At 72.4% G+C, this 22,267-nt stretch carries 21 protein-coding genes; 14 read left to right on the top strand and 7 right to left on the bottom strand.

Annotated features, from left to right (window positions below):
* Window positions 1-45 precede the first annotated feature (45 nt).
* From KG111_RS18475 to KG111_RS08630, 3 genes are read left to right on the top strand one after another with little or no spacing between them, the layout of a single operon-like run.
* Window positions 46-1,257 (top strand): acyl-CoA dehydrogenase family protein, encoded by a 1,212-nt coding sequence (locus KG111_RS18475; RefSeq protein WP_205290239.1) that lies wholly within the window; start codon window positions 46-48, stop codon window positions 1,255-1,257.
* A gap of 14 nt (window positions 1,258-1,271) precedes the next feature.
* Window positions 1,272-2,363, top strand: coding sequence for an acyl-CoA dehydrogenase family protein (locus KG111_RS08635; protein WP_205290238.1), 1,092 nt, complete (start codon window positions 1,272-1,274; stop codon window positions 2,361-2,363).
* A gap of 13 nt (window positions 2,364-2,376) precedes the next feature.
* Window positions 2,377-4,014 carry an AMP-binding protein gene (locus KG111_RS08630; protein WP_205290237.1) on the top strand — a complete coding sequence of 546 codons (1,638 nt, stop codon included), beginning with the start codon at window positions 2,377-2,379 and terminating at the stop codon, window positions 4,012-4,014.
* On the opposite strand, the gene KG111_RS08625 is transcribed toward KG111_RS08630, so the two are convergent.
* Complete coding sequence (locus KG111_RS08625; RefSeq protein ID WP_205290236.1) at window positions 3,992-5,098, bottom strand: NAD(P)H-dependent flavin oxidoreductase; 1,107 nt, start codon at window positions 5,096-5,098, stop codon at window positions 3,992-3,994. The two genes, KG111_RS08630 and KG111_RS08625, sit on opposite strands and share 23 nt — an antisense overlap.
* Window positions 5,098-6,741, bottom strand: coding sequence for an acyl-CoA synthetase (locus tag KG111_RS08620; RefSeq protein ID WP_205290235.1), 1,644 nt, complete (start codon window positions 6,739-6,741; stop codon window positions 5,098-5,100). The genes KG111_RS08625 and KG111_RS08620 overlap by 1 nt, the downstream gene beginning before the upstream one ends.
* Window positions 6,742-6,788: 47 nt before the next feature.
* Between KG111_RS08620 and KG111_RS08615 the strand changes: the two genes are divergently transcribed.
* The 6 genes from KG111_RS08615 to KG111_RS08590 all read left to right on the top strand — a co-directional run bounded on the left by KG111_RS08615 (window position 6,789) and on the right by KG111_RS08590 (window position 11,857).
* Window positions 6,789-7,619 (top strand): crotonase/enoyl-CoA hydratase family protein, encoded by an 831-nt coding sequence (locus KG111_RS08615; RefSeq protein WP_205290234.1) that lies wholly within the window; start codon window positions 6,789-6,791, stop codon window positions 7,617-7,619.
* Between the two features lie 183 nt (window positions 7,620-7,802).
* Complete coding sequence (locus KG111_RS08610; protein ID WP_205290233.1) at window positions 7,803-8,696, top strand: phytoene/squalene synthase family protein; 894 nt, start codon at window positions 7,803-7,805, stop codon at window positions 8,694-8,696.
* The gene (gene crtI, locus KG111_RS08605; RefSeq protein WP_205290232.1) at window positions 8,693-10,285 is read left to right on the top strand and encodes a phytoene desaturase family protein; all 1,593 of its coding nucleotides are present in this window, start codon (window positions 8,693-8,695) and stop codon (window positions 10,283-10,285) included. Before KG111_RS08610 ends, crtI begins: the two co-directional genes overlap by 4 nt.
* On the top strand, window positions 10,282-10,617 hold the full coding sequence (locus tag KG111_RS08600; RefSeq protein WP_205290231.1) for a lycopene cyclase domain-containing protein: 336 nt from the start codon (window positions 10,282-10,284) through the stop codon (window positions 10,615-10,617). Before crtI ends, KG111_RS08600 begins: the two co-directional genes overlap by 4 nt.
* Window positions 10,614-10,967, top strand: a complete 354-nt coding sequence (locus KG111_RS08595) for a lycopene cyclase domain-containing protein (protein ID WP_205290230.1) — start codon at window positions 10,614-10,616, stop codon at window positions 10,965-10,967. The genes KG111_RS08600 and KG111_RS08595 overlap by 4 nt, the downstream gene beginning before the upstream one ends.
* A gap of 5 nt (window positions 10,968-10,972) precedes the next feature.
* Window positions 10,973-11,857, top strand: coding sequence for a prenyltransferase (locus KG111_RS08590; RefSeq protein ID WP_205290229.1), 885 nt, complete (start codon window positions 10,973-10,975; stop codon window positions 11,855-11,857).
* Here KG111_RS08590 and KG111_RS08585 read toward each other — a convergent pair.
* From KG111_RS08585 to KG111_RS08565, 5 genes are all read right to left on the bottom strand, one after another.
* A complete protein-coding gene (locus KG111_RS08585; protein ID WP_205290228.1) occupies window positions 11,800-13,128 on the bottom strand; it encodes a glycosyltransferase family 2 protein in 1,329 nt (442 codons plus the stop codon). The two genes, KG111_RS08590 and KG111_RS08585, sit on opposite strands and share 58 nt — an antisense overlap.
* A complete protein-coding gene (idi, locus tag KG111_RS08580) occupies window positions 13,125-13,706 on the bottom strand; it encodes an isopentenyl-diphosphate Delta-isomerase (RefSeq protein WP_205290227.1) in 582 nt (193 codons plus the stop codon). Before idi ends, KG111_RS08585 begins: the two co-directional genes overlap by 4 nt.
* A 71-nt stretch (window positions 13,707-13,777) precedes the next feature.
* Complete coding sequence (gene fadD8 / locus KG111_RS08575) at window positions 13,778-15,376, bottom strand: fatty-acid--CoA ligase FadD8 (RefSeq protein ID WP_205290226.1); 1,599 nt, start codon at window positions 15,374-15,376, stop codon at window positions 13,778-13,780.
* A gap of 38 nt (window positions 15,377-15,414) precedes the next feature.
* The gene (locus KG111_RS08570) at window positions 15,415-15,804 is read right to left on the bottom strand and encodes a hypothetical protein (protein ID WP_205290225.1); all 390 of its coding nucleotides are present in this window, start codon (window positions 15,802-15,804) and stop codon (window positions 15,415-15,417) included.
* A gap of 63 nt (window positions 15,805-15,867) precedes the next feature.
* On the bottom strand, window positions 15,868-16,911 hold the full coding sequence (locus tag KG111_RS08565) for an LLM class F420-dependent oxidoreductase (RefSeq protein WP_205290224.1): 1,044 nt from the start codon (window positions 16,909-16,911) through the stop codon (window positions 15,868-15,870).
* A gap of 80 nt (window positions 16,912-16,991) precedes the next feature.
* Here KG111_RS08565 and KG111_RS08560 point away from each other — a divergent pair, with 80 nt between their 5' ends.
* The 5 genes from KG111_RS08560 to KG111_RS08540 all read left to right on the top strand — a co-directional run bounded on the left by KG111_RS08560 (window position 16,992) and on the right by KG111_RS08540 (window position 22,266).
* Window positions 16,992-17,963, top strand: a complete 972-nt coding sequence (locus KG111_RS08560; RefSeq protein ID WP_205290223.1) for a Zn-ribbon domain-containing OB-fold protein — start codon at window positions 16,992-16,994, stop codon at window positions 17,961-17,963.
* Between the two features lie 18 nt (window positions 17,964-17,981).
* Entirely contained in the window at window positions 17,982-19,037 is a 1,056-nt protein-coding gene (locus KG111_RS08555; RefSeq protein ID WP_205290222.1) for a thiolase family protein, read from the top strand.
* Window positions 19,037-20,197 carry a thiolase family protein gene (locus tag KG111_RS08550; RefSeq protein ID WP_205290221.1) on the top strand — a complete coding sequence of 387 codons (1,161 nt, stop codon included), beginning with the start codon at window positions 19,037-19,039 and terminating at the stop codon, window positions 20,195-20,197. Before KG111_RS08555 ends, KG111_RS08550 begins: the two co-directional genes overlap by 1 nt.
* Before the next feature lie 71 nt (window positions 20,198-20,268).
* Window positions 20,269-21,096 carry a hypothetical protein gene (locus KG111_RS08545; RefSeq protein ID WP_205290220.1) on the top strand — a complete coding sequence of 276 codons (828 nt, stop codon included), beginning with the start codon at window positions 20,269-20,271 and terminating at the stop codon, window positions 21,094-21,096.
* Window positions 21,097-21,306: 210 nt separating this feature from the next.
* Complete coding sequence (locus KG111_RS08540) at window positions 21,307-22,266, top strand: cyclase family protein (protein WP_205290219.1); 960 nt, start codon at window positions 21,307-21,309, stop codon at window positions 22,264-22,266.
* Window position 22,267 lies beyond the last annotated feature (1 nt).

The raw sequence follows: 22,267 nt of genomic DNA, 5'->3' as shown, positions 1-22,267 counted from the left end.
TTTCCGGCCGGAACGGCAAACGAATCGCCCTCACAGGAGCCCGCATTGCACATCGATCTTGAGCCGCAGCAGGTCGCCCTGCGCGAGGAGCTTCGTGAGTACTTCGCGCAGCTGGTGACCCCCGAGATCCGCGCCGGTCTGGCGTCGGCCACCGGCGAGTTCGGCGAGGCGGGGGTCTACCGCGACGTCATCCGCCAGATCGGCAGCGACGGCTGGCTCGGGATCGGCTGGCCCAAGGAGTACGGCGGCCAGGCCCGGTCCATGATCGAGCAGCTGATCTTCACCGACGCCGCTGCCGTCGCCGGGGTGCCGATCCCCTACCTGACCCTCAACACCGTGGGTCCGACGATCATGCGGTTCGGCTCGGCGGCGCAGAAGGAGTACTTCCTGCCCCGCATCCTGGCCGGCGACCTGCACTTCTCCATCGGCTACTCCGAGCCGGGATCGGGCACCGACCTGGCCTCGTTGCAGACCAAGGCCGTGCTCGAGGCCGCCGAGTCCGGGGAGGCCGAGTCCGGGGAGTGGGTGATCAACGGGCAGAAGATGTGGACCTCGCTCATCCAGTACGCCGACTGGATCTGGCTGGCCTGCCGCACCGAGCCGGACGCGCCGCGGCACAAGGGGCTCTCGATGATCCTGGTCCCCGCCGACGCCGAGGGCTTCTCCTACACCCCGGTGCACACGGTCGCCGGCGTGCACACCTCCGCCACCTACTACTCCGACGTCCGGGTGCCGGCGGAGAACCTGGTCGGCGAGCGCGGCGGTGGCTGGTCGCTGATGACCAACCAGCTCAACCACGAGCGGGTCGCGCTGACCTCCGCGGCGCCGCTGACGCTGTCGCTGAAGCTGGTGCGGGAGTGGGCCACCGAGACCCGCAACCCCGACGGCCGCCGCGTCATCGACGCCGAGTGGGTGCAGATCGCCCTGGGCCGAGCCCACGCCCGGATCGAGGCGCTGAGCCTGATCAACTGGAAGCTCGCCGCGGACGCCGACCACGGCGTGGAGCTCTCCCCCGCCGAGGCGTCGGCGACCAAGATCTACGGCTCCGAGCTGGCCACCGAGATCTACCGGGTGCTGATGGAGGTCGTCGGCCCGCACGCCCACGTCACCGCCGAGTCGCCGGGCGCCGTGCTCGCCGGCCGGCTGGAGCGCTATTTCCGCTCCTCGCTGGTGATGACCTTCGGCGGCGGCACCAACGAGATCCAGCGCGACATCATCGGCTACGTCGGCCTCGGCCTGCCCGCCGCCAAGCGATAGGACGGACCCACGACATGGACTTCCTCTTCACCCCCGAGCAGGACGAGGCGGCCGACCTTGCCGCGAACATCCTCGGCGACCGCACCGGCAACGACCGGCTCAAGGCCGTCGAGGCCGCCGGCGACCGGTTCGACGCCGAGCTGTGGACCGAGCTGGGCGGCGCCGGGCTGCTGTCGCTGCACCTGCCCGAGACGTACGGCGGTGCCGGTCTCGGCCTGATCGAGCTGGCCCGCGTGCTGGTGGAGGTCGGGCGCCGGGTGGCGCCGGTCCCGCTGGCCGTGCACGGCCCCGCCGCGCTGCTGCTGGCCGAGCACGGCACGCCCGAGCAGCAGCAGGCGTGGCTGCCCGGCGCCGCGGACGGCTCCGTGCTGCTGGCGGCCGCCGTCGCCGAGGAGCGCGCGCACCTGCCGGCCGAGCCGACCGTCCGGGCCTCGGCCGACGGCACGCTGAGCGGCACCAAGACCCTGGTCCGGGCCGGCATGCGCGCGGACGCGTTCGTCGTCACCGCGACCGGCGCCGACGGTGCCGGGGTCTACCTCGTGCCCGCCGACGCCGACGGCCTGGAGCGGGTCGCGCAGCACACCAGCGACGGCGACGTCGCCGCGCTCGTCACGTTCGCCGACACCCCGGCCACCCGGATCGGCACGGCGGGCGAGAATGCCGAGACGGCGGAGCGGCTGGGCCAGCTGCTGGTCACCGCGGCCGCCGCCGAGCAGCTCGGCGTGAGTGAGGGCGCGCTGCGCCTCACCGCGGGCTACGCGCGCACCCGGGAGCAGTTCGGGCGCCCGATCGGCACCTTCCAGGCGGTCTCCCAGCGCCTGGCCGACGGATTCATCGACGTCCTCGGGCAGCGGCTGACCCTGTGGCAGGCCGTGTGGCGCCTCGCGGAGGGCCTGCCGGCCGCGACCGAGGTCGCCACCGCGAAGCTGTGGGCCGCGGACGCCGGGCACCGGATCGCGCACACCACCGTGCACGTGCACGGTGGTGTGGGCATCGACCTGGACGGCGAGGCGCACCGCTACTTCACCAGCGGCAAGCGGTTCGAGCAGCTCTTCGGTGGAGCCACGGAGCAGGCGCTCGCCATCGGACGCTCGTTCGCCTCCTGATGACGGCGCCCCGATGACGGATGCGGCGGCGCCGGTGCCCACGGTCCGCGACCTGCTGCTCGCCCGGTCCGCCGACGACCGGCCCGGCCTGCTCTGGGGGCCGCCGGGCGAGGAGCGGTCGTTGTCCTGGGCCGAGGTCGTCGCCGAGGCGTCCGTGCGCGCCGCCGCGCTGGACGACCTGCTCGCCCCGGCGCTCGCGGCCGGCGGCGAGCCGCATGTGGGCGTGCTGCTGGCCAACGACCCGGAGTTCCTGCTCACCCTGTCCGGCGCCGCGCTCGGCGGGCAGGTCGTCGTCGGCCTGAACAGCACCCGGCGGGGTGCGGCGCTGGCCGGGGACGTCGTACGCACGGACACCTCGGTGGTGCTGACCGACGCCGAGCACGCGGGCCTGCTGCCGGCCGACCTGGCCGCGTCGGGCGTGCAGGTGCTGGACGTGGCCGGGCCACGGTGGCAGCGGCTGCTGGCCGAGCACGCCGGGGCCGCGGTGCCCCACGTGGCGCTCGACCCGGACGACCTGCTGATGCTGATCTTCACCTCGGGCACCTCCGGGGACCCCAAGGCGGTCCGGGTGACGCACCGCAAGGTCGCGGGCCCGGGCGTCATGCTGGGCGAGCGGTTCGGACTCAGCGTCGAGGGCCAGGACGTCGCGTACGTCGCGATGCCGCTGTTCCACTCCAACGCCGTGATGGCGGGCTGGGCGCCGGCCTTGGCCACCGGCACCGCCGTGGCGCTGGCGCCACGGTTCAGCGCCTCCGGCTTCCTGCCCGACGTACGACGCTTCGGCGCCACCTACGCCAACTACGTCGGCAAGCCGCTGACCTACGTGCTGGCCACCCCCGAGCGGGCCGACGACGCGGAGAACCCGCTGCGGCTGGTGTTCGGCAACGAGGCGAACGAGGGCGACATCGCCGCCTTCGCCGACCGGTTCGGCTGCCAGGTCGTCGACTCCTACTCCTCCACCGAGAACGCCGTGGTCGTGCAGCGCCGCGAGGGCATGCCGGCGGGCAGCCTCGGCTGGCCGCGGGACGGAGTGAAGGTGCTCAACCCCGAGACCGGGCAGCCGACGCCGGACGCGGTGTTCGACGCCGAGGGCCGCCTCGTCAACGCCAGCGAGGCGATCGGCGAGCTCGCCAACACCGCCGGCGCGGGTGCGTTCGCGGGCTACTACAAGGACCCGGACGCGGAGGCGGAGCGGATGCGGGACGGCATCTACTGGTCCGGCGACCTGGCCTACCGCGACGCCGACGGCTGGATCTACTTCGCCGGCCGCACCGGCGACTGGCTGCGGGTGGACGGGGAGAACCTCGCCGCAGCACCGATCGAGCGGATCCTGCTGCGCCACCCCGCCGTCGCCGAGGCCGCCGTCTACGCGGTCCCCGACGCCAAGGTCGGCGACCAGGTCGCCGCGGCGCTGGTGCTGCGCGGCGAGCTCGACCCGGCCGGCCTGGAGGCCTTCCTCGCCGCGCAGGCCGACCTCTCCCCCAAGGCGTGGCCGCGCTACGTGCACCCGGCCGACTCGCTGCCCCGCACCGCCACCAACAAGGTGCTCAAGCGCGAGCTGTCCGCCGCCGGCGTGCCCACCGGCCCCGTCGTCTGGATGCGCGACGAGCGGGGCCGGACCTACCGGCTCAGAGGCCGGCCACCTGGTTGAGCTTCTTGACCGTCTCCTCGAACTCCGCGACCAGGTCGGCCATGACCTCGGCGACGGGACGGACCTCGTTCATCCGGCCGACGATCTGACCGATCGGCATCGAGATCACGTCGGGGTCGCCGGAGGCGTTGATCCGGTTGTGCGCGTCGGCCACGAGCAGGTTCTGCAGCGGCATCGGCAGCGGCGCCGGGGCACCGTCCTCGGCCCAGGCCTCGGTCCACTTCGTCTTGAGCAGCCGGGCCGGCTTGCCGGTGTAGATCCGGGTGCGGACGGTGTCGGAGGACGTCGCCCGCAGGAACGCGGTCTCCCAGCCCTGGTTCGAGGCGAGGTTGCGGTACTCCTCGGTACCGAGCCAGATCGACCCGGTCCACACGCCCTGCGCACCCAGCCCCAGCGAGGCGGCGATCTGCCGGCCCGAGCCGATGCCGCCGGCGCCGAGCACCGGGACGTTCGGGCCCACGGCGTCCACGATGTCCGGGGTGAGCACCATGGAGGCGATCTCTCCGGTGTGGCCGCCGGCCTCGTAGCCCTGCGCGATGATGATGTCGACGCCGTTGGAGACGTGGCTCTGGGCGTGCTTGGGGGCACCGGCCAGCGCGGCGACCTTGAGGCCGGCGGCGTGGCACTCCTCGATCACGTCGTTCGGCGGGGTGCCGAGCGCGTTCGCGATCAGCACCGGCCGGTGCTGCAGGGCGACGTCCACGTGGGAGCGCGCCATCGAGTGCAGCCAGCCCAGCACGCCCTCGCGGCCCTCGCCCTCGGGCAGCGGCGGCACGCCGAGCTTGAGCAGCGTCTCGTCGACGAACTTCTTGTGCTCCTCAGGGATGTACGTCGACAGGTCGGTCGAGGTGCCCTCGGTGGGGATCTTCATCGGCATCACCACGTCGACGCCGTACGGCTTGCCGTCGGTGTTCTCGTCCATCCAGGTGAGGACCCGGTCGAGCTCCTCGGCGTCGTTGAACCGCACGCAGCCCAGCACGCCGAGCCCGCCGGCGCGCGAGACCGCGGCCGCGACGTGCTCGGAGGGGGTGAAGGCGAAGATCGGGTACTCGATGCCGAAGGCATCGCACAGCGGGGTGCGCATCAGGCGTTCGCTCCTGCGTCGGTGGGGAGGGTGACGTGCTCGGCCAGGGCGAGCTCCTTGGCCTTGGGGTACTGCGCCTTGCCGGTGGCGTTGCGCGGGATCTCCGGGACGATGGTGAGCGCCCGGGGCAGCTTGTAGCCGGAGAGGTGGGCGCGCAGGAAGGTGCGCAGCTCCTCGAGCTCGACCTGCTCGCCGGGACGCGGCTCGACGACGGCGGTCACCGCCTGGCCGTACTTGGGGTCGGGCAGCCCGACCACGAGGACGTCGTACACGCCGGGGTGTGCCTTGATCGCCTGCTCGACCTCCTCGGGGTAGACCTTCTCCCCGCCGGTGTTGATGCAGTTCGAGCCGCGGCCGAGCAGCGTGATCCGGTTGCCCTCCTCGATCCGGGCGTTGTCGCCCGGGATGGAGTAGCGCACGCCGTCGACCTCGATGAACGTCTTGGCCGACTTCGCGGGGTCCTTGTAGTAGCCGATCGGCACGTGGCCGGCGCGTGCGGTGCGGCCGATCCTGCCGACGTCCTTGACCAGGTCCAGCGGCCGGTTGTCGTCGCCCAGGACCACGGTGGTGGCCGGGATCGACACGACGGGGCCGTCGGTGGACAGCGCGCTGGCGTCCTGCAGCCCGGTGCCCTGGAAGCCGGTCTCCGAGGAGCCGATCGAGTCGGTGAACACGGCGTTGGGGAACGCCTTCATCCAGCGCTCCTTGACCGACTTGGAGAAGATCGCGGCGCTGGAGGCGATGGCGAACAGGGTCTGGCCGTCGAAGCCGCCGGCCTCGTAGGCGTCGATGAGCGGGATGGCCATGGCGTCGCCGGTCATGAAGAGCATCTGCACGCCGTGCTTGTCCACCAGCTCCCAGGTGCGCACCGGGTCGAACTTGGGCTCGAGGATGGTGACCTGGCCGGCGAAGAGGTGCATGAGCAGCGACGCCTGCGCCCCGCCGTGCATGAGGGGGCTCAGCGGCAGCGTGACGAGGCTGCCGTCCTTGGCCTTCTTGGACTGGTCGTACTCCTCCAGCGGCTCGCCGGTCATGAAGTCGATGCCGCCACCGAGCACCCGCCAGAAGTCCTCGTGGCGCCACATCACGCCCTTGGGGAAGCCGGTGGTGCCGCCGGTGTAGATGATGTGGACGTCGTCGGGGCTGCGCTCGCCGAAGTCGCGGGCGTCCGACTGACCCTCCACCGCCTCCTCGAGGGTGACGCCGCCGAACGAGGACAGGTCGCTGGCGTCCTCGGGCTCGAGCGGGTTGGGCACCGCGACGAAGGTCTTCAGGCCGGGCACCTTCGGCGCGACCTCGGCGACCAGCGGCGCGTAGACCCGGTCGTGCACGAGGCCGACGAGGTCGGCGTTGTCGAAGAGGTACTCCAGCTCACCGGCGACGTAGCGGAAGTTCACGTTGATCGACACCGCACGCACCTTGAGGATCGCGATCAGGGCGATCACGTGCTCGATGCTGTTCTTGGCGTAGAGCCCGACGTGGTCCCCCTTCCCGATGCCTTGGGACTGCAGGTGGTGGGCGAGCTTGTTGGCCTCGGCCTCCAGCTCGGCGAAGGTGATGACGCGGTCCCCCACCTGCACGGCAGGCTTCTCGGGTACGGCGTCGACGGCGTGCTCGAAGAGATCGGCGATGTTGAGGGCCACGGCGCCGACAGTAGAACACGTTTCACTTTTTCGCTAGCGTTGTTCACATGTCCGCCACCGATGCCGCCACCTCCCCCTCCGCCGACACCACCGAGGCACCCGACTGCCTCGTGGAGCAGGACGGCCACAAGCTGATCGTCACCATGAACCGCCCGCACCGGCGCAACGCGCTGTCGAGCGAGATGCTGCGGATCATGGAGTCGGCCTGGGACCGGGTCAACTCCGACCCCGAGATCCGGGTCTGCATCCTGACCGGCGCCGGCGGCTACTTCTGCGCCGGCATGGACCTCAAGACCGCGGACGCCAAGCCGCCGTCGGAGAGCTTCGAGTCCGGGGAGTACGACCCCACCGTGATCAAGGGGCTGCTCAAGGGCTTCCGGCTGACCAAGCCGCTGATCGCCGCGGTGGAGGGGCCCGCCATCGCCGGCGGCACCGAGATCCTGCAGGGCACCGACATCCGGGTCGCCGGTGAGTCCGCCAAGTTCGGGGTCGCCGAGGCCCGGTGGTCGCTGTACCCGATGGGCGGCTCCGCCGTCCGGCTCCCCCGCCAGATCCCCTACACCGTGGCGGCCGAGCTGCTGCTCACCGGGCGCACCCTGCTCGCACCGGAGGCCAAGGAGCTGGGCCTGATCGGCCACGTCGTCCCCGACGGCGAGGCCCTGGCCAAGGCGCACGACATCGCCGACAAGATCGCCGCGAACGGACCGCTGGCGGTGCAGGCGATCCTCCAGACGATGCGGGACTCCGAGGGCAAGCACGAGGACGAGTGCTGGGCCGACGACGCCCGCGTCGGGGCCGCGGTCTTCTCCTCCGAGGACGCCAAGGAGGGCCCGCGCGCGTTCCTGGAGAAGCGCGCGCCGCAGTTCCAGGGACGCTGATCCACGCGGGCCCTGCCCACCATGTGAGATTCGGAGCGGATGACCAATCCGCTCCGCGCACGGCGACGAATGCTCACTGCCTGGAGCGGTAACGTCCGGGCTTCGTCGTCGGCAGGAGTCAAGCGTGTCCCTGGTCCACCCCCTGCTCGTGCTGCGAGCCGTCCCTTCCCGGGCCGCCGTCCGGTGAGCCTGCTGATGCGCGGCGGCGCCGCGCCGCTGGCCGGGGCCGCGGCGTACGACGCCCTGGCCGCGGAGAGCGCCGCGCTGGTGCTGCGCCGCTACTCCACGTCCTTCGGGCTCGCCTCCCGGCTGCTCCCGGAGCCCGTGCGGGGGCGGATCCAGGCGTTCTACGCGCTGGTCCGGGTCGCCGACGAGATCGTGGACGCGCCCCGGGCCGGCGCAGGCACCGACGCGCGCCGGGCGGTCCTCGACGCGCTCGAGGACGAGGTCACCGCGGCGCTGCGCCGCGGGCACAGCGCGAACCTGGTCGTGCACGCCTTCGTCCTGGCCGCCCGTGAGTGCGGCGTCGGCGCCGACCTGCTCACGCCGTTCTTCACCTCGATGCGGATGGACCTCGAGCGCACCGAGCACGACGAGGAGAGCTTCGCGGCCTACGTGCACGGCTCCGCGGAGGTCGTCGGGCTGATGTGCCTGCGGGCGTTCCTGGCCGACGAGCCCGGCACCGAGGAGCGCTACACCGAGCTGGCGCCGGGGGCGGCCCGGTTGGGGGCGGCGTTCCAGAAGGTCAACTTCCTGCGCGACCTGGGCGACGACCACGACCTGCTCGGACGCAGCTACTTCCCCGGCGTCGACCTCGCCCGTCTCGACGACGCCACCCGGGACCGGCTGCTCGCCGACGTCACCGAGGACCTGCGGGTCGCGGCTCTCGCCGTCGCCGGCCTGCCTCCGGGCTCCCGGCGTGCGGTGCGGGTCGCCCACACGCTGTACGGCGACCTGGTCCGCCGCATCGGCGAGACGCCGGCCGCCGAGCTGCGCCGTCGCCGGGTCCGGGTGCCGGGGCCCGCGAAGGCCCGGATCGTCGCCCGCTGCCTGGCTGCAGAGCGGGCCGCGCGGTGAGCGCTGCGACGTCCGGTGGGCGCCGGGTGGTGGTCGTCGGCGGCGGCGTCGCCGGCCTGGCGACCGCCGCGCTGCTCGGCCACGACGGCTGGCAGGTGACCCTGCTGGAGAAGCACGCGGACGTCGGCGGCCGCGCCGGGCTGTGGAGCCGCGACGGGTTCCGCTTCGACACCGGCCCCTCGTGGTACCTGATGCCGGAGGTCTTCGACCACTTCTTCGCGATGCTCGGCACCTCCAGCGCCGAGCAGCTCGACCTGGTCCGCCTCGACCCGGCCTACCGGGTCTTCTACGAGTCACACCCCGAGCCGCTGACCGTCCCCGGCGACGCCGAGCAGACGGTGGCGCTGTTCGAGTCGGTCGAGCCGGGAGCCGGGGCGGCACTGCGCCGCTACCTGGACTCCGGGCGACGCACCTACGAGCTCTCGGTGTCGCGGTTCCTGTACAGCAACTTCGAGACGCCGCGAGCCCTGCTCGGCGGCGAAGTGCTGCGCCGTACGCCCGAGCTGATGCGGCTGCTGTTCCGCTCCCTGCACGACCACATCGCCGCGCACGTCACCGACCCGCGGCTGCAGCAGGTGCTCGGCTACCCCGCGGTGTTCCTCGGCACCGCGCCACGGCGCGCCCCGAGCCTCTACCACCTGATGAGCTGGCTCGACCTGGTCGACGGCGTGCGCTACCCCCAGGGCGGGTTCACCACCTTCGTCGAGGCGCTGCACCGGCTGGCGAGAAAGGCCGGCGTCGAGGTCCGCACCGAGGCGGACGTGACCCGCATCCTCACCACGCCCGGTGGCCGGGGCCGACGCCGCGCCCAGGCGCGTGGGGTGGCGCTCACCCGTGCCGACGGCACCCAGGAGACCGTCGAGGCCGACCTCGTGGTCGCCGCCGCGGACCTGCACCACGTGGAGACCACGATGCTGCCGCGCGAGCTGCAGACCTTCCCCGAGTCGTGGTGGCGCTCGCGCGACCCCGGCCCGGGCGCGGTGCTGGTCTACCTCGGCGTGCGCGGCGAGCTGCCGCAGCTGCCGCACCACTCGCTGTTCTTCACCGAGGACTGGGACCGCAACTTCGGCGCGATCTTCGACTCCCCCAGCCAGGTGCCCGACCCGGCGTCGTCGTACGTGTGCCGGCCCTCGGCCACCGACCCCTCGGTGGCACCGGCGGGCCACGAGAACATCTTCATCCTGGTCCCGATTCCGGCCGACCCCGGCCTGGGCCGCGGCGGCGAGGACGGCGCCGGGGACCCGGTGGTGGAGAAGGTCGCCGACGCCGCCATCGCCCAGGTCGCGGCCTGGGCGGGCGTGCCGGACCTCGCTGGGCGGGTCGTCGTACGACGCACGGTGGGCCCGGGCGACTTCGCGACCGACCTCAACGCCTGGTCCGGCGGCGTGCTCGGCCCCGGCCACGTGCTGCGCCAGAGCGCGTTCTTCCGGGCCGGCAACGTCTCGCGCAAGGTGGCCGGCCTGCACTACGCCGGCTCCAGCACCGTGCCCGGGATCGGCCTGCCGATGTGCCTGATCAGCGCCGAGCTCGTGCTCAAGCGTCTGCGTGGGGACCGGTCGTCCGGACCCTCGCCGGAGGCGCCGCGGTGAGCTGGCTCTACCTGCTCTCGATCCTCGGCTCGACGCTCGGCGTCGGCCTGCTGGACCGGCGCTGGCGGCTGGCGGCGTTCGCCGACGGCGTGCTGGTGGCGAAGGTGATGCTGGCCGGGCTCGGCTTCTTCCTGTGCTGGGACCTGGTGGCGATCGCGCTCGGCATCTACGAGCGCGGTGACTCCCCCGGCATGACGGGCCTCGAGGTGCTGCCCGAGCTGCCGATCGAGGAGATCTTCTTCATCCTCTTCCTCTGCTACCTGACCCTGGTGCTGCACGGCGGGTGGCTGCGGCTGCTGGGTGCGGTGGCCCGCAAGGAGTCCGACGGATGACCTATCCGCTGCTCGCCCTGCCGTTCCTGGCCCTCGCCGCGACGGTCCTCGCCGTCGCCGCGCTGCGGCACCGTCCCGGTGTGCGGTGGTGGCGGGCCACGGGCCTGACCATGCTCTCCCTGCTGGTGCTGACGGTCGTGTTCGACAACGTGATGATCGCCGCCGACCTGTTCCGCTACTCGGAGGAGCACCTGCTCGGCCTGCACGTCGGGCTGGCCCCGATCGAGGACCTCGCCTGGCCGCTGGCGGCAGGTCTCGGCCTGCCCGCCGTGCAGCTGCTGCTCACCGGCGGCCGCGAGGACCGCCCCGTCGCGTCGCGCACGTCGCGGCCCACGGGTGCGCAAGGATGAGCGCCGTGGCGACCACGACGGACCGACCCCGGCTGCTCAGCCAGCTGATCGGGACCACCCGGCCGTTGAGCTGGGTCAACACCGCCTACCCGTTCGGCGCGGCCTACCTGCTCGCCGGTGGTGGCGTGGACCTGCGGTTCGTGCTGGGCACGCTGTTCTTCCTCGTGCCCTACAACCTGCTGATGTACGGCGTGAACGACGTCTTCGACTACGAGTCGGACCTGCGCAACCCGCGCAAGGGCGGTGTCGAGGGTGTCGTGCTGGACCGGTCCTTCCACCGGCTCGTGCTGTGGCTCTCCGGGGTGCTGACGGTGCCGTTCGTGGTGGCGCTGGTGCTGCTCGGCGACACGGCGTCGACGCTCGTGCTGGCGATCAGCATCGCTGCGGTGGTGGCCTACTCCGCCCCGGTGCTGCGGTTCAAGGAGCGTCCCGTCCTGGACTCGTTGACCTCGAGCACCCACTTCGTCAGCCCGGCGGTGTTCGGCCTGGTGCTGACCGGGGCGGAGGTCGACCGCACGGCGCTGGCGGCGCTGGCCGGGTTCTTCCTGTGGGGCGTCGCCTCGCACGCCTTCGGCGCCGTGCAGGACGTGCGCGCGGACCGGGAGGCGGGCCTCGGTTCGGTGGCCACCGTGCTCGGTGCGGCCGGCACCACCCGGATCGCGTTCGGCTGCTACCTCGTCGCCGGGGCGCTGCTGCTGCTCCTGGACGGTCCCGCGCGGCTCTCGGCGCTGCTGGTGGTGCCGTACCTGGTCAACGTGGCGCCGTACCTGTCGGTGAGCGACGCGGACTGCGAGCGCGCCCACGCGGGCTGGCAGCGGTTCTTGTGGTTGAACTACCTGACGGGCTTCCTGCTCACCCAGCTGCTGATCTGGATCGTCCTCGACCGGTAGTGGTCGCGCCAGCGCAGCCACGGCGGGCTGACCTGCCAGTTCAGCGTCAGGGTGCGCCGCGCCCGGTCGAGCCGGCGCTTGCGCTGGGCACGGCCGTGCAGCGCGCGGGCGGACACGCCGACCCAGACCCCGACCAGCCGGATCCGGCTGCGCGGACCGAGCGCGAACGCCAGGTCCATGTCGTCGTGGACCTCGGGGTCCTCGCGGTGCACCTGGTCGCGGACGGCGAGCCAGCTGCGGCGGCGCAGCGCCATGTTGGAGCCCCAGATCGCGGTGTGGCCGAGCGCGAGGTGGGTCAGCACGTAGTAGGCGCCCAGGTAGCCGACCGCGAGCGGTGCCCGCAGTCCGCGCGGCACGTCGTGGAAGTAGCCCAGGCCGGTGACCACGTCCAGGTCGGCGTCGTCGAGCTCGCGCACCAGCAGCTCCACCCAGCGCGGACCGGGCAGGGTGTCGGCGTCGCAGCGCAGGATGATGTCGCCGGTGGCTGCGTCGTACCCGGCCGCGGCGGCCGCACCGATGCCGACCACCGGCTCGGTGACCACCCGTGCCCCGTGGCGGCGCGCCACACCGGCGGAGTCGTCGCTGCTGGCGTTGTCGACGACCACGACCTCGGTGGGAGCCAGGCTCTGCTGCGAGAGCCGCTGCAGGCACACATCCAGGGCGGCGGCGTCGTCACGGACCGGGATCACCACCGAGACCGACGGTGCCCCTTGCCCACTGACCGCGTGCGCGCCGACGGTGTGCGCGGCCCGCACAGCCTGGCGGGCGAGCAGCATGCCGGCGACGAGGGAGCCGAGCACGCCGAGGAGCAGGTCGGACATCGTGTCGTCGTAGCCGACCTGGATCCGCTCGTCGACCACCGCGTGCCCGAACCACTCGCCGGCCTCCCACAGCACCGCTCCCAGCGCGCCGAGCCCGGTCACCACGAGCGCCAGCGGCCAGCCGGCGCCGGACCGGGCCGGGTCGGGCAGGGATCCGGAGCGGCCCAGCAGCTGTGCGGCGAGGACGGCGACCAGGGGGGTGGCGAGCCCGTGGGCGACCAGGTCGAGCCACGGCACGGCGACGTACCAGTCCAGCTGGGCGGCCCAGGCGGCGGCGAGCAGCACGCTGCAGGTCGCCAGGTCGACCCAGCGGCCGACGCCGAGGACCCGCGAGAGCACGCAGCCGCCGAGGACGAGGAAGAAGAGCGCGAAGCCCAGCGCGCCATGGGCGTACGACGCGATCGCGACGCTCAGCGCCGCGCCGACCCGGACCAGGTCGGCCGACCTCACCGGGGCGCCGCAGCGGGGACGACGGCGTCCGGGCGCGGGTCCGCGGGCAGCGCCTCGACCTGGAGCCGGCACCAGGGGCTCACGTCCCGGCTCCCGGCGAGCACGTCGGCGCGGAACGACGGCCAGTCCACCCACGCGTGCTCGGCGACCTCGGCCGGGTCGGGTGCGAGCGTGGCGGGGTCCGCGAGGACCGCGACGTGCACCGGGCAGACCTCGTGCTCGACCGTGCCGTCCTCCATCACCGCGCGGTAGCGGAAGTCCGGCAGCACCACGCTGAGGCGCTCCAGCTCGATGCCGAGCTCCTGGCGGGTGCGGCGGACCACCGCCTCCAGCGGCGACTCGCCGGGAGCCGGGTGTCCGCAGCAGCTGTTGGTCCACACCCCGGGCCAGGTCCGCTTGTCGTGGGCGCGGCGGGTGAGCAGCAGCCGGCCGGCGCGGTCGAAGACGTAGCAGGAGAACGCGAGGTGCAGCGGGGTGTCGCGGTGGTGCACGGCGGCCTTGTCGGCGGTCCCGATCGCTCGTCCCTCGTCGTCGAGCAGGACCACCTGCTCGACCGGTGCCGCGTTCGTCTCCTCCACGGTCCCGACCTTAGTCGGCCCGCGCCAACGCCTCCCGGTCAGGACGCGCGGTCGCCCGGCTGCAGGCGACGTCAGCCGACCGAGCGCTCGCCGGACCAGAACTGCGCGCGCAGCGCCTTCTTGTCGGGCTTGCCCAGCGCGGTCAGCGGCAGCGTGTCGGCGGCGATCACGTCCTTGGGGGTGTGCACCGAGCCCTTGCGCTCCTTCACGGCGGCCTTGATCTCCTCGACGACCTCGTCGGTGAGCTCGCGGCCCTCGCGCAGCACGACGACGGCGGTGACCGCCTCGCCGAACTTCTCGTGCGGGGTGCCGATGACGCCCACCTGGGCCACCGCCGGGTGCTCGGCGATGACGTCCTCGACCTCGCGCGGGAAGACGTTGAAGCCGCCGGTGACGATCATGTCCTTGGTGCGGTCGACGATGTACCAGAAGCCGTGCTCGTCCTCGCGGGCCACGTCGCCGGTGTGCATCCAGCCGTCGCGGAAGGTCTCCGCGGTGGCCTCGGGCAGCTCCCAGTAGCCGGCGGACAGCAGCGGGCCCGCCACGCAGATCTCCCCCGGCTCGCCTTGGGGGACCGGGTTGCCGTCCTCGTCGAGCAGCGCGGCGCGCAGGTACGCCGAGGGGCGACCGCAGGATGTGAGTCGGTGCTCGAGCGGCCGGCCGTCGGCGTCGACGTGCTCGCCCTTGGGGAAGTAGGTGATCACCATGGGCGCCTCGGACTGGCCGTAGTACTGCGCGAAGATCGGCCCGAAGCGCTCGATCGCCTCCTTCAGGCGCACCGGGTTGATCGCGGACGCGCCGTAGTAGACGGTCTCCAGGCTGGACAGGTCGCGGGTGCGGGAGTCGGGGTGGTCCAGCAGCGCGTAGAGCATGGTCGGCACCAGCATCAGCGAGTTGATCCGCTGCTCCTCGATGGTGCGCAGCACGTCGGCAGGGTCGAAGCGGGCCGAGACGAACAGGGTGCCACCGCGCAGCACGACGGGCACGAAGAACGCGGCGCCGGCGTGCGAGAGCGGCGTGCACATCAGGAACCGCGGCTCGGCGGGCCACTCCCACTCGGCCATCTGGATCTGCGCCATGGTGGCGAAGGCCCGGGCCGTGCCGATGACGCCCTTGGGCTTGCCGGTGGTGCCGCCGGTGTAGGTGATCGAGGTGATGTGGTCGGGTTCGAGCAGCGCGGCGCTCAGCGGCTGCGGCGCGAACGAGGCGGCGACCTCGGTGAGGTCGGTGCCCACGTCGGCGAGCTCGGGCGGGACGGGGCCGATGGTGAGCACCTGCTTGAGGCCGGGGCACTTGCCCAGCAGCTCCACCGCGCGGGCGGCGAAGTAGGGGTCGATCACCAGCGTGGTGATGCCGGCGTCGTTGATCACGTACGCGTGGTCGTCGGCGGAGCCGAGCGGGTGCAGCGAGGTCCGCTGGAACCCCTGGGTCTGGCCGGCGCCCAGGATGAACAGCACCTCGGGGCGGTTCAGCGCCAGCAGCGCCCCCGCCGTGCCGCGGCCCGCGCCGAGCGACTCAAAGGCCTGGACGTACTGCGAGATGCGCTCCGCCGTCTCCTTGCCGGTGAGGGTCACGTCGCCGAGGTGCACGATCGGGCGGTGCGCGTGGCGCTTGAGGGCGGCGACCATCAGGTTGCCGTTGTGGCTGGGCGTACGGAGCAGGTCGGTCACACCGCGAGGGTAGAACTTGTTCTAGTTCCGGGCAAGGCTCAGCCTGCGCGCCGCCGCTCCGAACGCACCGCCAGCGGCGGCACGCCGCCCAGTCGGCGCTGGTAGCGCACCTGCGCGGCGTGCCCGGCGAGCGCGTCCCACAGCGTGCGGTGCGCCGCCCACGGCAGCGGCTCGGCGCCGACATACCAGCTCTCGCCGAAGCTGATCCACACCGGCACCCAGCCGGCCGCGCAGTCCCACGCCCCTCGCTGCGCCTCGACCAGGCGCCGGCGCAGCTGGAAGGCCGCGCGGGGGCCGTCTACGCAGTTCGGGGCGGTGCGCACCGGCCAGACCCGCAGGTCCAGCTCCATCAGCTCCAGCTCGAGCTCGGGCAGCAGGGCAGGGTCCACCAGCACCGTGGCGACGTTCTCGTGGCGTGCCCGCTCCATCCGGGCACGCTAGTCCTGATCGCCGACACCGGCGACCCCCTCGGCCCGGTTCTGTACCCGTCCTCAGGCGAGCAGCTCGGCCACCTGGCGGATCTCCTCGGCGCTGCGCGAGGAGAGCAGCAGCGTCGTCACCCCGGTCTCCGCCCACTGCGCGACGCGCTCCTTGACCTCGCCCGCCGTGCCGACGATGTGCATCTCGTCGGCGAGCTCGGTGGGGATCAGCGCAGTGGCCTCCTCGCGCTTGCCGGCGAGGAAGAGCTCCTGCACCTGGTCGGTGATGGCCGCGTAGCCCATCCGCTCGAAGACGTTCTTGTGGAAGTTCTGCTCCTTGGCCCCCATGCCGCCCATGTACAGCGCGATCACCGGCTTCAGGGCGTCGAGCACCGCCTGCTTCTCGGCGGCGTCGGCGACCACCTGCAGGTGGCAGGTGGCAGCGATCTCGAAGTCCTCGCGGGTTCGCCGTGCGCCGGGGCGGGCGAAGCCCTCGTCCAGCCACGGCTGGTACATGCCGGCGGTCCTGGGGGTGTAGAAGATCGGGATCCAGCCATCCGCGATCTCCGCCGTCTGCGCGACGTTCTTCGGTCCCTCTGCGCCCAGCCAGATCGGCAGGTCGGCGCGCAGCGGGTGCACGATCGGCTTGAGCGGCTTGCCCAGCCCGACCGAGCCGGGGCCGGAGTAGGGCAGCGGGTAGTGCGGGCCGTCGTTGGTCACCGGGGCCTCGCGGGCGAGCACCTTGCGCACGATGTCGACCACCTCGCGGGTGCGCGCCAGCGGCTTGGCGAACGGCTGGCCGTACCAGCCCTCGACGACCTGCGGGCCGCTCACGCCCATGCCCAGGATGACCCGGCCGCCGGTGAGGTGGTCGAGCGTCAGCGCGTGCATCGCGATCGAGGTCGGCGTCCGGCCGGACATCTGCACGATCGAGGTGCCCAGCCGGACCCGGCTGGTCTCCCGTCCCCACCAGGCGAGCGGGGTGAAGGCGTCGCTGCCCCACGCCTCGGCGGTGAAGATCGCATCGAACCCCGCCTCCTCGGCCGCCGCGACCAGCTCACCGACACCCTGCGGCGGCTGCGCGCCCCAGTACCCCAGCTGCAATCCCAGTTTCATGGGGAGCATCATGCCGTGCGGCGTCCCCACCGTTCTAGAACGTGTTTCACTTTTGGGCAGAACATGTTTCACTTTGCGCCATGAGTCGCACCCTCTCGGCGCCGGTCACGGTCGCCTTCGACTACACCCGCTCCACCGGCCCGGTCCTGGGCCGCTTCCTGACGGGTCTGCGCGACGGTCACCTCGTCGGCGCCCGGCTCAGCGACGGACGCGTGGTCTGCCCCCCGCCCGAGTTCGACCCGGTCTCGCACACCGCCTGCGACGACTTCGTGACGCTCGCCGACACCGGCACCGTCACGTCGTGGACCTGGGTCTCCGAGCCCGTCGCCGGACAGCCGTTCGACCGGCCCTTCGCCTTCGCGCTGATCACCCTCGACGGCGCGACGACGCCGATGCTGCACGCGGTCGACGTGAGCTCGCCCGAGGAGATCAGCACCGGGCTGCGGGTCCGGGCCCGGTGGGCGGCCGAGCGCACCGGTGCGATCACCGACGTGGTCTTCGAGCCGGCCGGTGACGAGCGCCAGGTGCCGGCCTCCCCCATCGACAACGGCGAGCCCGGCGAGGTCACCGAGCCCGTCAGCGGCATCGTCACCCCGGTCAGCCTCGACTACACCTACGCCGCCTCGCCGGAGGAGTCCGCGTTCTTCCGAGGCCTCTCCGAGGGCCGGATCCTGGGCCAGCGCTGCCCGGCCTGCCGCAAGGTCTACGTCCCGCCGCGCCCGGCCTGCCCGACCGACGGCGTGCCCACGGTCGAGGAGGTCGAGCTCTCCGACACCGGCACCGTCACCACCTTCTGCATCGTCAACGTGCCGTTCCTCGGCCAGCGGATCACCCCGCCGTACGTGTCGGCCTACATCCTGCTCGACGGCGCGGACATCGCCCTGCAGCACCTCATCCTCGACATCCCCGTCGAGGAGGTCCGGATGGGCCTGCGGGTCAAGGCCGTGTGGAAGCCGCGCGAGGAGTGGGGCACCACGATCGAGAACATCAGCCACTTCTCCCCGACCGGCGATCCCGACGCCGAGTACGACACCTACAAGCACCACCTCTGAGCGGACAAAGGACAGACAATGCGTGACGTTGCCGTCGTCGGGTTCGCCCAGCGACAGATCAAGGACTACGACGGGTCGCCGCAGTGCGCCGAGCTGCTCGTCCCCCTCTTCGCCGAGTGCTACGAGCAGACCGGATGGACCCGCAAGGACATCGGCTTCTGGTGCTCCGGCTCCTCCGACTACCTCGCCGGCCGGTCGTTCTCGTTCGTGAGCGCGATCGACGCGATCGGCGTGCTGCCGCCGGTCAACGAGTCGCACGTCGAGATGGACGCCGCCTGGGCGCTCTACGAGGCGTGGCTGAAGATCCAGACCGGGGAGGTCGACACCGCGCTGGTGTTCGGCTTCGGCAAGGCCTCGGCCGGCGTGCTGCGCCGAACGCTGTCCCTGCAGCTCGACCCGTACACGATGACCCCGCTGTGGCCCGACACCGTGTCGCTGGCCGCGCTCCAGGCCCGCCTCGGCATCGACGCCGGCCTGTGGGACGAGGCCGCGATGGCCGAGGTCGTCAACCGCTCGCTGACCGACGCGGAGAAGAACGAGTTCGCGATCCGCTCCGGTGGCTCCTCGGTCGCCGAGCTGCTGTCGCGGCCGATGTTCGCCGACCCGCTGCGCAAGCACGACGCCGCTCCGGTCACCGACGGTGCCGCCGCGATCGTGCTCGCCGCCGGCGACCGGGCCCGTGAGGTCCGCGAGCGTCCGGCCTGGATCACCGGTCTGGCGCACTACACCGAGGGCCTGCACCTGGGCACCCGCGACCTGACCCGGTCGGACTCCGCCGAGCGCGCGGCTGCGGCCGTGGGCGGCACCGCCGGGGTCGAGGTCGCCGAGCTGCACGCGCCGTTCAGCCACCAGGAGCTCATCCTGCGCCGGGCGCTCGGGCTGGCCGGCGACGTGCAGGTCAACCCCTCGGGCGGCCCCCTGGCGGGCAACCCGATGTTCACCGGCGGCGCGATCCGGATCGGCGAGGCCGCTCGCCGGATCTGGGACGGCTCCGCCGACAAGACCCTGGCCACCGCGACCAGCGGACCGGCCCTGCAGCAGAACCTCGTCTGCGTCCTGGAGGGGAGCAACTGATGGCCAAGCAGCCAGCAGCCGTGATCGGGGTCGGCCAGACCCACCACCGGGCCAAGCGCTCCGACGTCTCCATGGCCGGGTTGTGCCGCGAGGCCATGGACCGCGCCCTGGCGGACGCGAACCTGACCCTGGACGAGATCGACGCGATCGTGGTCGGCAAGGCGCCCGACCTGTTCGAGGGCGTGATGATGCCCGAGCTCTACCTCGCCGAGGCACTCGGCGCGGCGGGCAAGCCGTTGCTGCGGGTGCACACCGCGGGCTCGGTGGGCGGCTCCACGGCGATCGTGGCGGCCTCCCTGGTGCAGTCGGGCGTGCACAAGAAGGTCCTCACCGTGGCCTTCGAGAAGCAGTCGGAGTCCAACGCGATGTGGGCGCTGTCGGTGCCGGTGCCGTTCGTGATGCCGGTGCACGCCGGCGCGGGCGGCTACTTCGCCCCGCACGTGCGCTCCTACATCCGCCGCTCGGGCGCGCCGACGCACGTCGGCGCGATCGTGGCGGCCAAGGACCGCACCAACGCACTGAAGAACCCGTTCGCGCACCTGCGCGAGGAGAAGACCGTCGAGCAGGTGCTGGCCTCGCAGATGCTGTGGGACCCGATCCGCTACGAGGAGACCTGCCCGTCCTCTGACGGCGCCTGCGCGCTGGTGATCGTGGACGAGGACGTCGCCAAGTCCTCGCCCAACCCCGCGTGGATCCACGGCACCGTGATGCGCTCGGAGCCGACCACGGCCGCCGAGCGCGACCAGGTCAACCCGCAGGCCGGGCGCGACGCTGCGGCGTACCTGTGGAAGCAGGCCGGCATCACCTCCCCGATCGACGAGATCGACGCGGCCGAGGTCTACGTGCCGTTCAGCTGGTTCGAGCCGATGTGGCTGGAGAACCTCGGCTTCGCCGCCGAGGGCGAGGGCTGGAAGCTCACCGAGGCCGGGGAGACCGCGATGGACGGGCGGATCCCGTTCAACGCCTCCGGCGGCGTGCTCTCCTCCAACCCGATCGGCGCCTCCGGCATGCTCCGCTTCGCCGAGGCGGCGCTCCAGGTCCGCGGTGCCGCGGGCGAGCACCAGATCGACGGTGCCCGGAAGACACTGGGCCACGCCTACGGCGGCGGGTCGCAGTTCTTCGCGATGTGGGTCGTCGGGGCAGACAAGCCGACGAGCTGACTCGGCCCGGTGGTCGGGCCCGGGTCGGCCCTCGGGTTTGCGCGGGACCGGCGGCGGCTAGGAAGGCGGGCGTGAGCTCGCCGTACCCGCCGCCGCCCGTCCCGCCGCCGCCCGGTGCGTCGCCCGCTGCGGCGACCACCCCGCAGAACAACGCCGCCCGCACCGCCCTGGTACTCGGGATCGTCGCGCTCTGCGTCTCCGTGGTGCCCGTGGTCAACCTGGTCGGCGCGGTGGCCGCCGTGGTCGGCATCGTGCTCGGGGTGCTCGGCATCCGCCGGGGCCGTCGTACGGGGGTGGGTACGAGCGCCGCGGTGTGGGGCGTGGCCACCTCGGTGGTGGCGATCCTCGTCTCGGTCGCGGTCATGGTCGCCGCCGTGCACCTGGGCCGCGCCTTCGTGCGCTACCTCGGCGACTGGTTCGACACCGCCGAGCCGGCCGCTCCCAGCGCCGTGATCGGCGAGGAGGTCGACGTCGACGACGGCGACCTCGTCGTCACCGTCACCGACGTCACCTGCGAGCCGCGCCCCTACGGCTCCTTCCAGTGCGCCTTCACCATCGACGCCACCAACAACACCGAGAAGGCCATCTTCATCAGCTCCCACACCGTCAAGGCGGTGGTCGACGGGGCGTGGAAGGACGGCGACGTGAACAGCGAGGTGCTGTCGGCGGGCGCCTCCGGCACCTTCACCGGCGCCGTGTACGGCGACTACGGCGAGCTCGACGGGCTCGCCTTCGACACCACCGACGCCTCCAGCCACGGCGCCACCATCGTCGACGTGACCTCGGCCTGGGACGGGGTGGATCCCGACGCCCAGCCCACGGAGCCGGCCGAGCCCACGGAGCCGACCCAGCCCACGGAGTCAGGCCAGCCCACGGAGTCAGGCCAGACCACCGGCTAGGCCGCAGCGCGGCAGCGGCCGGGCCGTGGGCGCGAGGCTGCGCATCTCCGGCTCGCTGAACAGAATGCCTGGCCTTTCCCGTCCATGGCGGTTGCTTCGGGCCACTCGGGGGCGCAGTGTGAGGTGCGTCATAGCGATCACCGAACGGCTGTTCGGTGCTCGGCCGGCCGCAGGCGGCAACGTCGCCGCCCGCGCATCCCTGGAGGCCCCATGTCCGAATCCGCCGTACCCGACCTGTCCGAGCTGCTCACCGACTCCCCCAGCAACTGGGGCAAGTGGGGACCCGACGACGAGGTCGGCAGCCTGAACTACCTCGGGCCCGAGCAGGTACTCGCAGCCGCCGGCCTGATCCGCAGCGGCAAGGTGTTCACGCTGCAGCGCCTGATCGGGGACCCGAAGGGCGACCCGGTCTGGCCCGGGCGGACCCCCGCCGAGCGCACGCAGATCCTCGACGAGTCCTCCTGGGACGGCGACGAGGCGCCCCAGTTCCCCGGCGGCCTGCACTACGCCGACGACAAGATCAACGCCTTCCTCCAGGGCTCCACGCAGTACGACGCCCTCGGCCACGTCTGGTACGGCGGTCACCTGTGGAACGGCTACGACGCCCGCAGCACCGTGGGCGGGCTGGACGTGGCGAGCATCGAGCCGATCGCCCAGCGGGGCGTGGTGGGCCGCGCGGTGCTGCTCGACATGGCGCGCTTCCGGGGCAAGAAGACGCTCGAGTCGGCGGAGACCTTCACCCACGAGGACCTGCTCGCGTGCGCGGCGAGCCAGGGCGTCGAGCTGCGCAAGCGCGACATCCTGCTGATCCGCACCAACTTCCTGCAGCTGTTCCACGACCTCGGCGAGAAGTTCTACGAGGGGTTCTGCGAACCGGGTCTGGTCTACAGCCCGGAGCTGGTGCAGTGGTTCGCCGACATGGAGGTCCCGAACCTGGTCACCGACACCATCGCCAACGAGGTCACCACGGACCCCCACAACGGGGTGGCCCTGGTGCTGCACAACGCGTTGATGCGCAACCTGGGCATCGCCTTCACCGAGATCACCGACCTCGAGGCGCTGGCGGACGACTGCGCGGAGGACGGGGTGTACGAGTTCTTCTACGCCGCCGCCCCGCTCAAGGTGGCCAAGGGCAGCGGGTCCCCGGTCAACCCGCTCGCCATCAAGTGAG

Source organism: Nocardioides faecalis, assembly GCF_018388425.1.
In the GTDB taxonomy this organism is placed as follows: Bacteria; Actinomycetota; Actinomycetes; order Propionibacteriales; family Nocardioidaceae; genus Nocardioides; species Nocardioides faecalis.
The sequence above is the reverse complement of the archived record's forward strand: the minus strand, read 5'-3'. Positions and strand labels throughout refer to the sequence as shown.

What these genes read in the sequence shown, in the direction of transcription:
- KG111_RS08635 (WP_205290238.1), top strand. Translation starts at nt 1,272, where the DNA reads ATGGACTTCCTCTTCACCCCCGAGCAGGACGAGGCGGCCGACCTTGCC.
- KG111_RS08630 (WP_205290237.1), top strand. Translation starts at nt 2,377, where the DNA reads ATGACGGATGCGGCGGCGCCGGTGCCCACGGTCCGCGACCTGCTGCTC.
- KG111_RS08625 (WP_205290236.1), bottom strand. Translation starts at nt 5,098, where the DNA reads ATGCGCACCCCGCTGTGCGATGCCTTCGGCATCGAGTACCCGATCTTC.
- KG111_RS08615 (WP_205290234.1), top strand. Translation starts at nt 6,789, where the DNA reads ATGTCCGCCACCGATGCCGCCACCTCCCCCTCCGCCGACACCACCGAG.
- KG111_RS08595 (WP_205290230.1), top strand. Translation starts at nt 10,614, where the DNA reads ATGACCTATCCGCTGCTCGCCCTGCCGTTCCTGGCCCTCGCCGCGACG.
- KG111_RS08570 (WP_205290225.1), bottom strand. Translation starts at nt 15,804, where the DNA reads ATGGAGCGGGCACGCCACGAGAACGTCGCCACGGTGCTGGTGGACCCT.
- KG111_RS08565 (WP_205290224.1), bottom strand. Translation starts at nt 16,911, where the DNA reads ATGAAACTGGGATTGCAGCTGGGGTACTGGGGCGCGCAGCCGCCGCAG.
- KG111_RS08560 (WP_205290223.1), top strand. Translation starts at nt 16,992, where the DNA reads ATGAGTCGCACCCTCTCGGCGCCGGTCACGGTCGCCTTCGACTACACC.
- KG111_RS08555 (WP_205290222.1), top strand. Translation starts at nt 17,982, where the DNA reads ATGCGTGACGTTGCCGTCGTCGGGTTCGCCCAGCGACAGATCAAGGAC.
- KG111_RS08550 (WP_205290221.1), top strand. Translation starts at nt 19,037, where the DNA reads ATGGCCAAGCAGCCAGCAGCCGTGATCGGGGTCGGCCAGACCCACCAC.
- KG111_RS08540 (WP_205290219.1), top strand. Translation starts at nt 21,307, where the DNA reads ATGTCCGAATCCGCCGTACCCGACCTGTCCGAGCTGCTCACCGACTCC.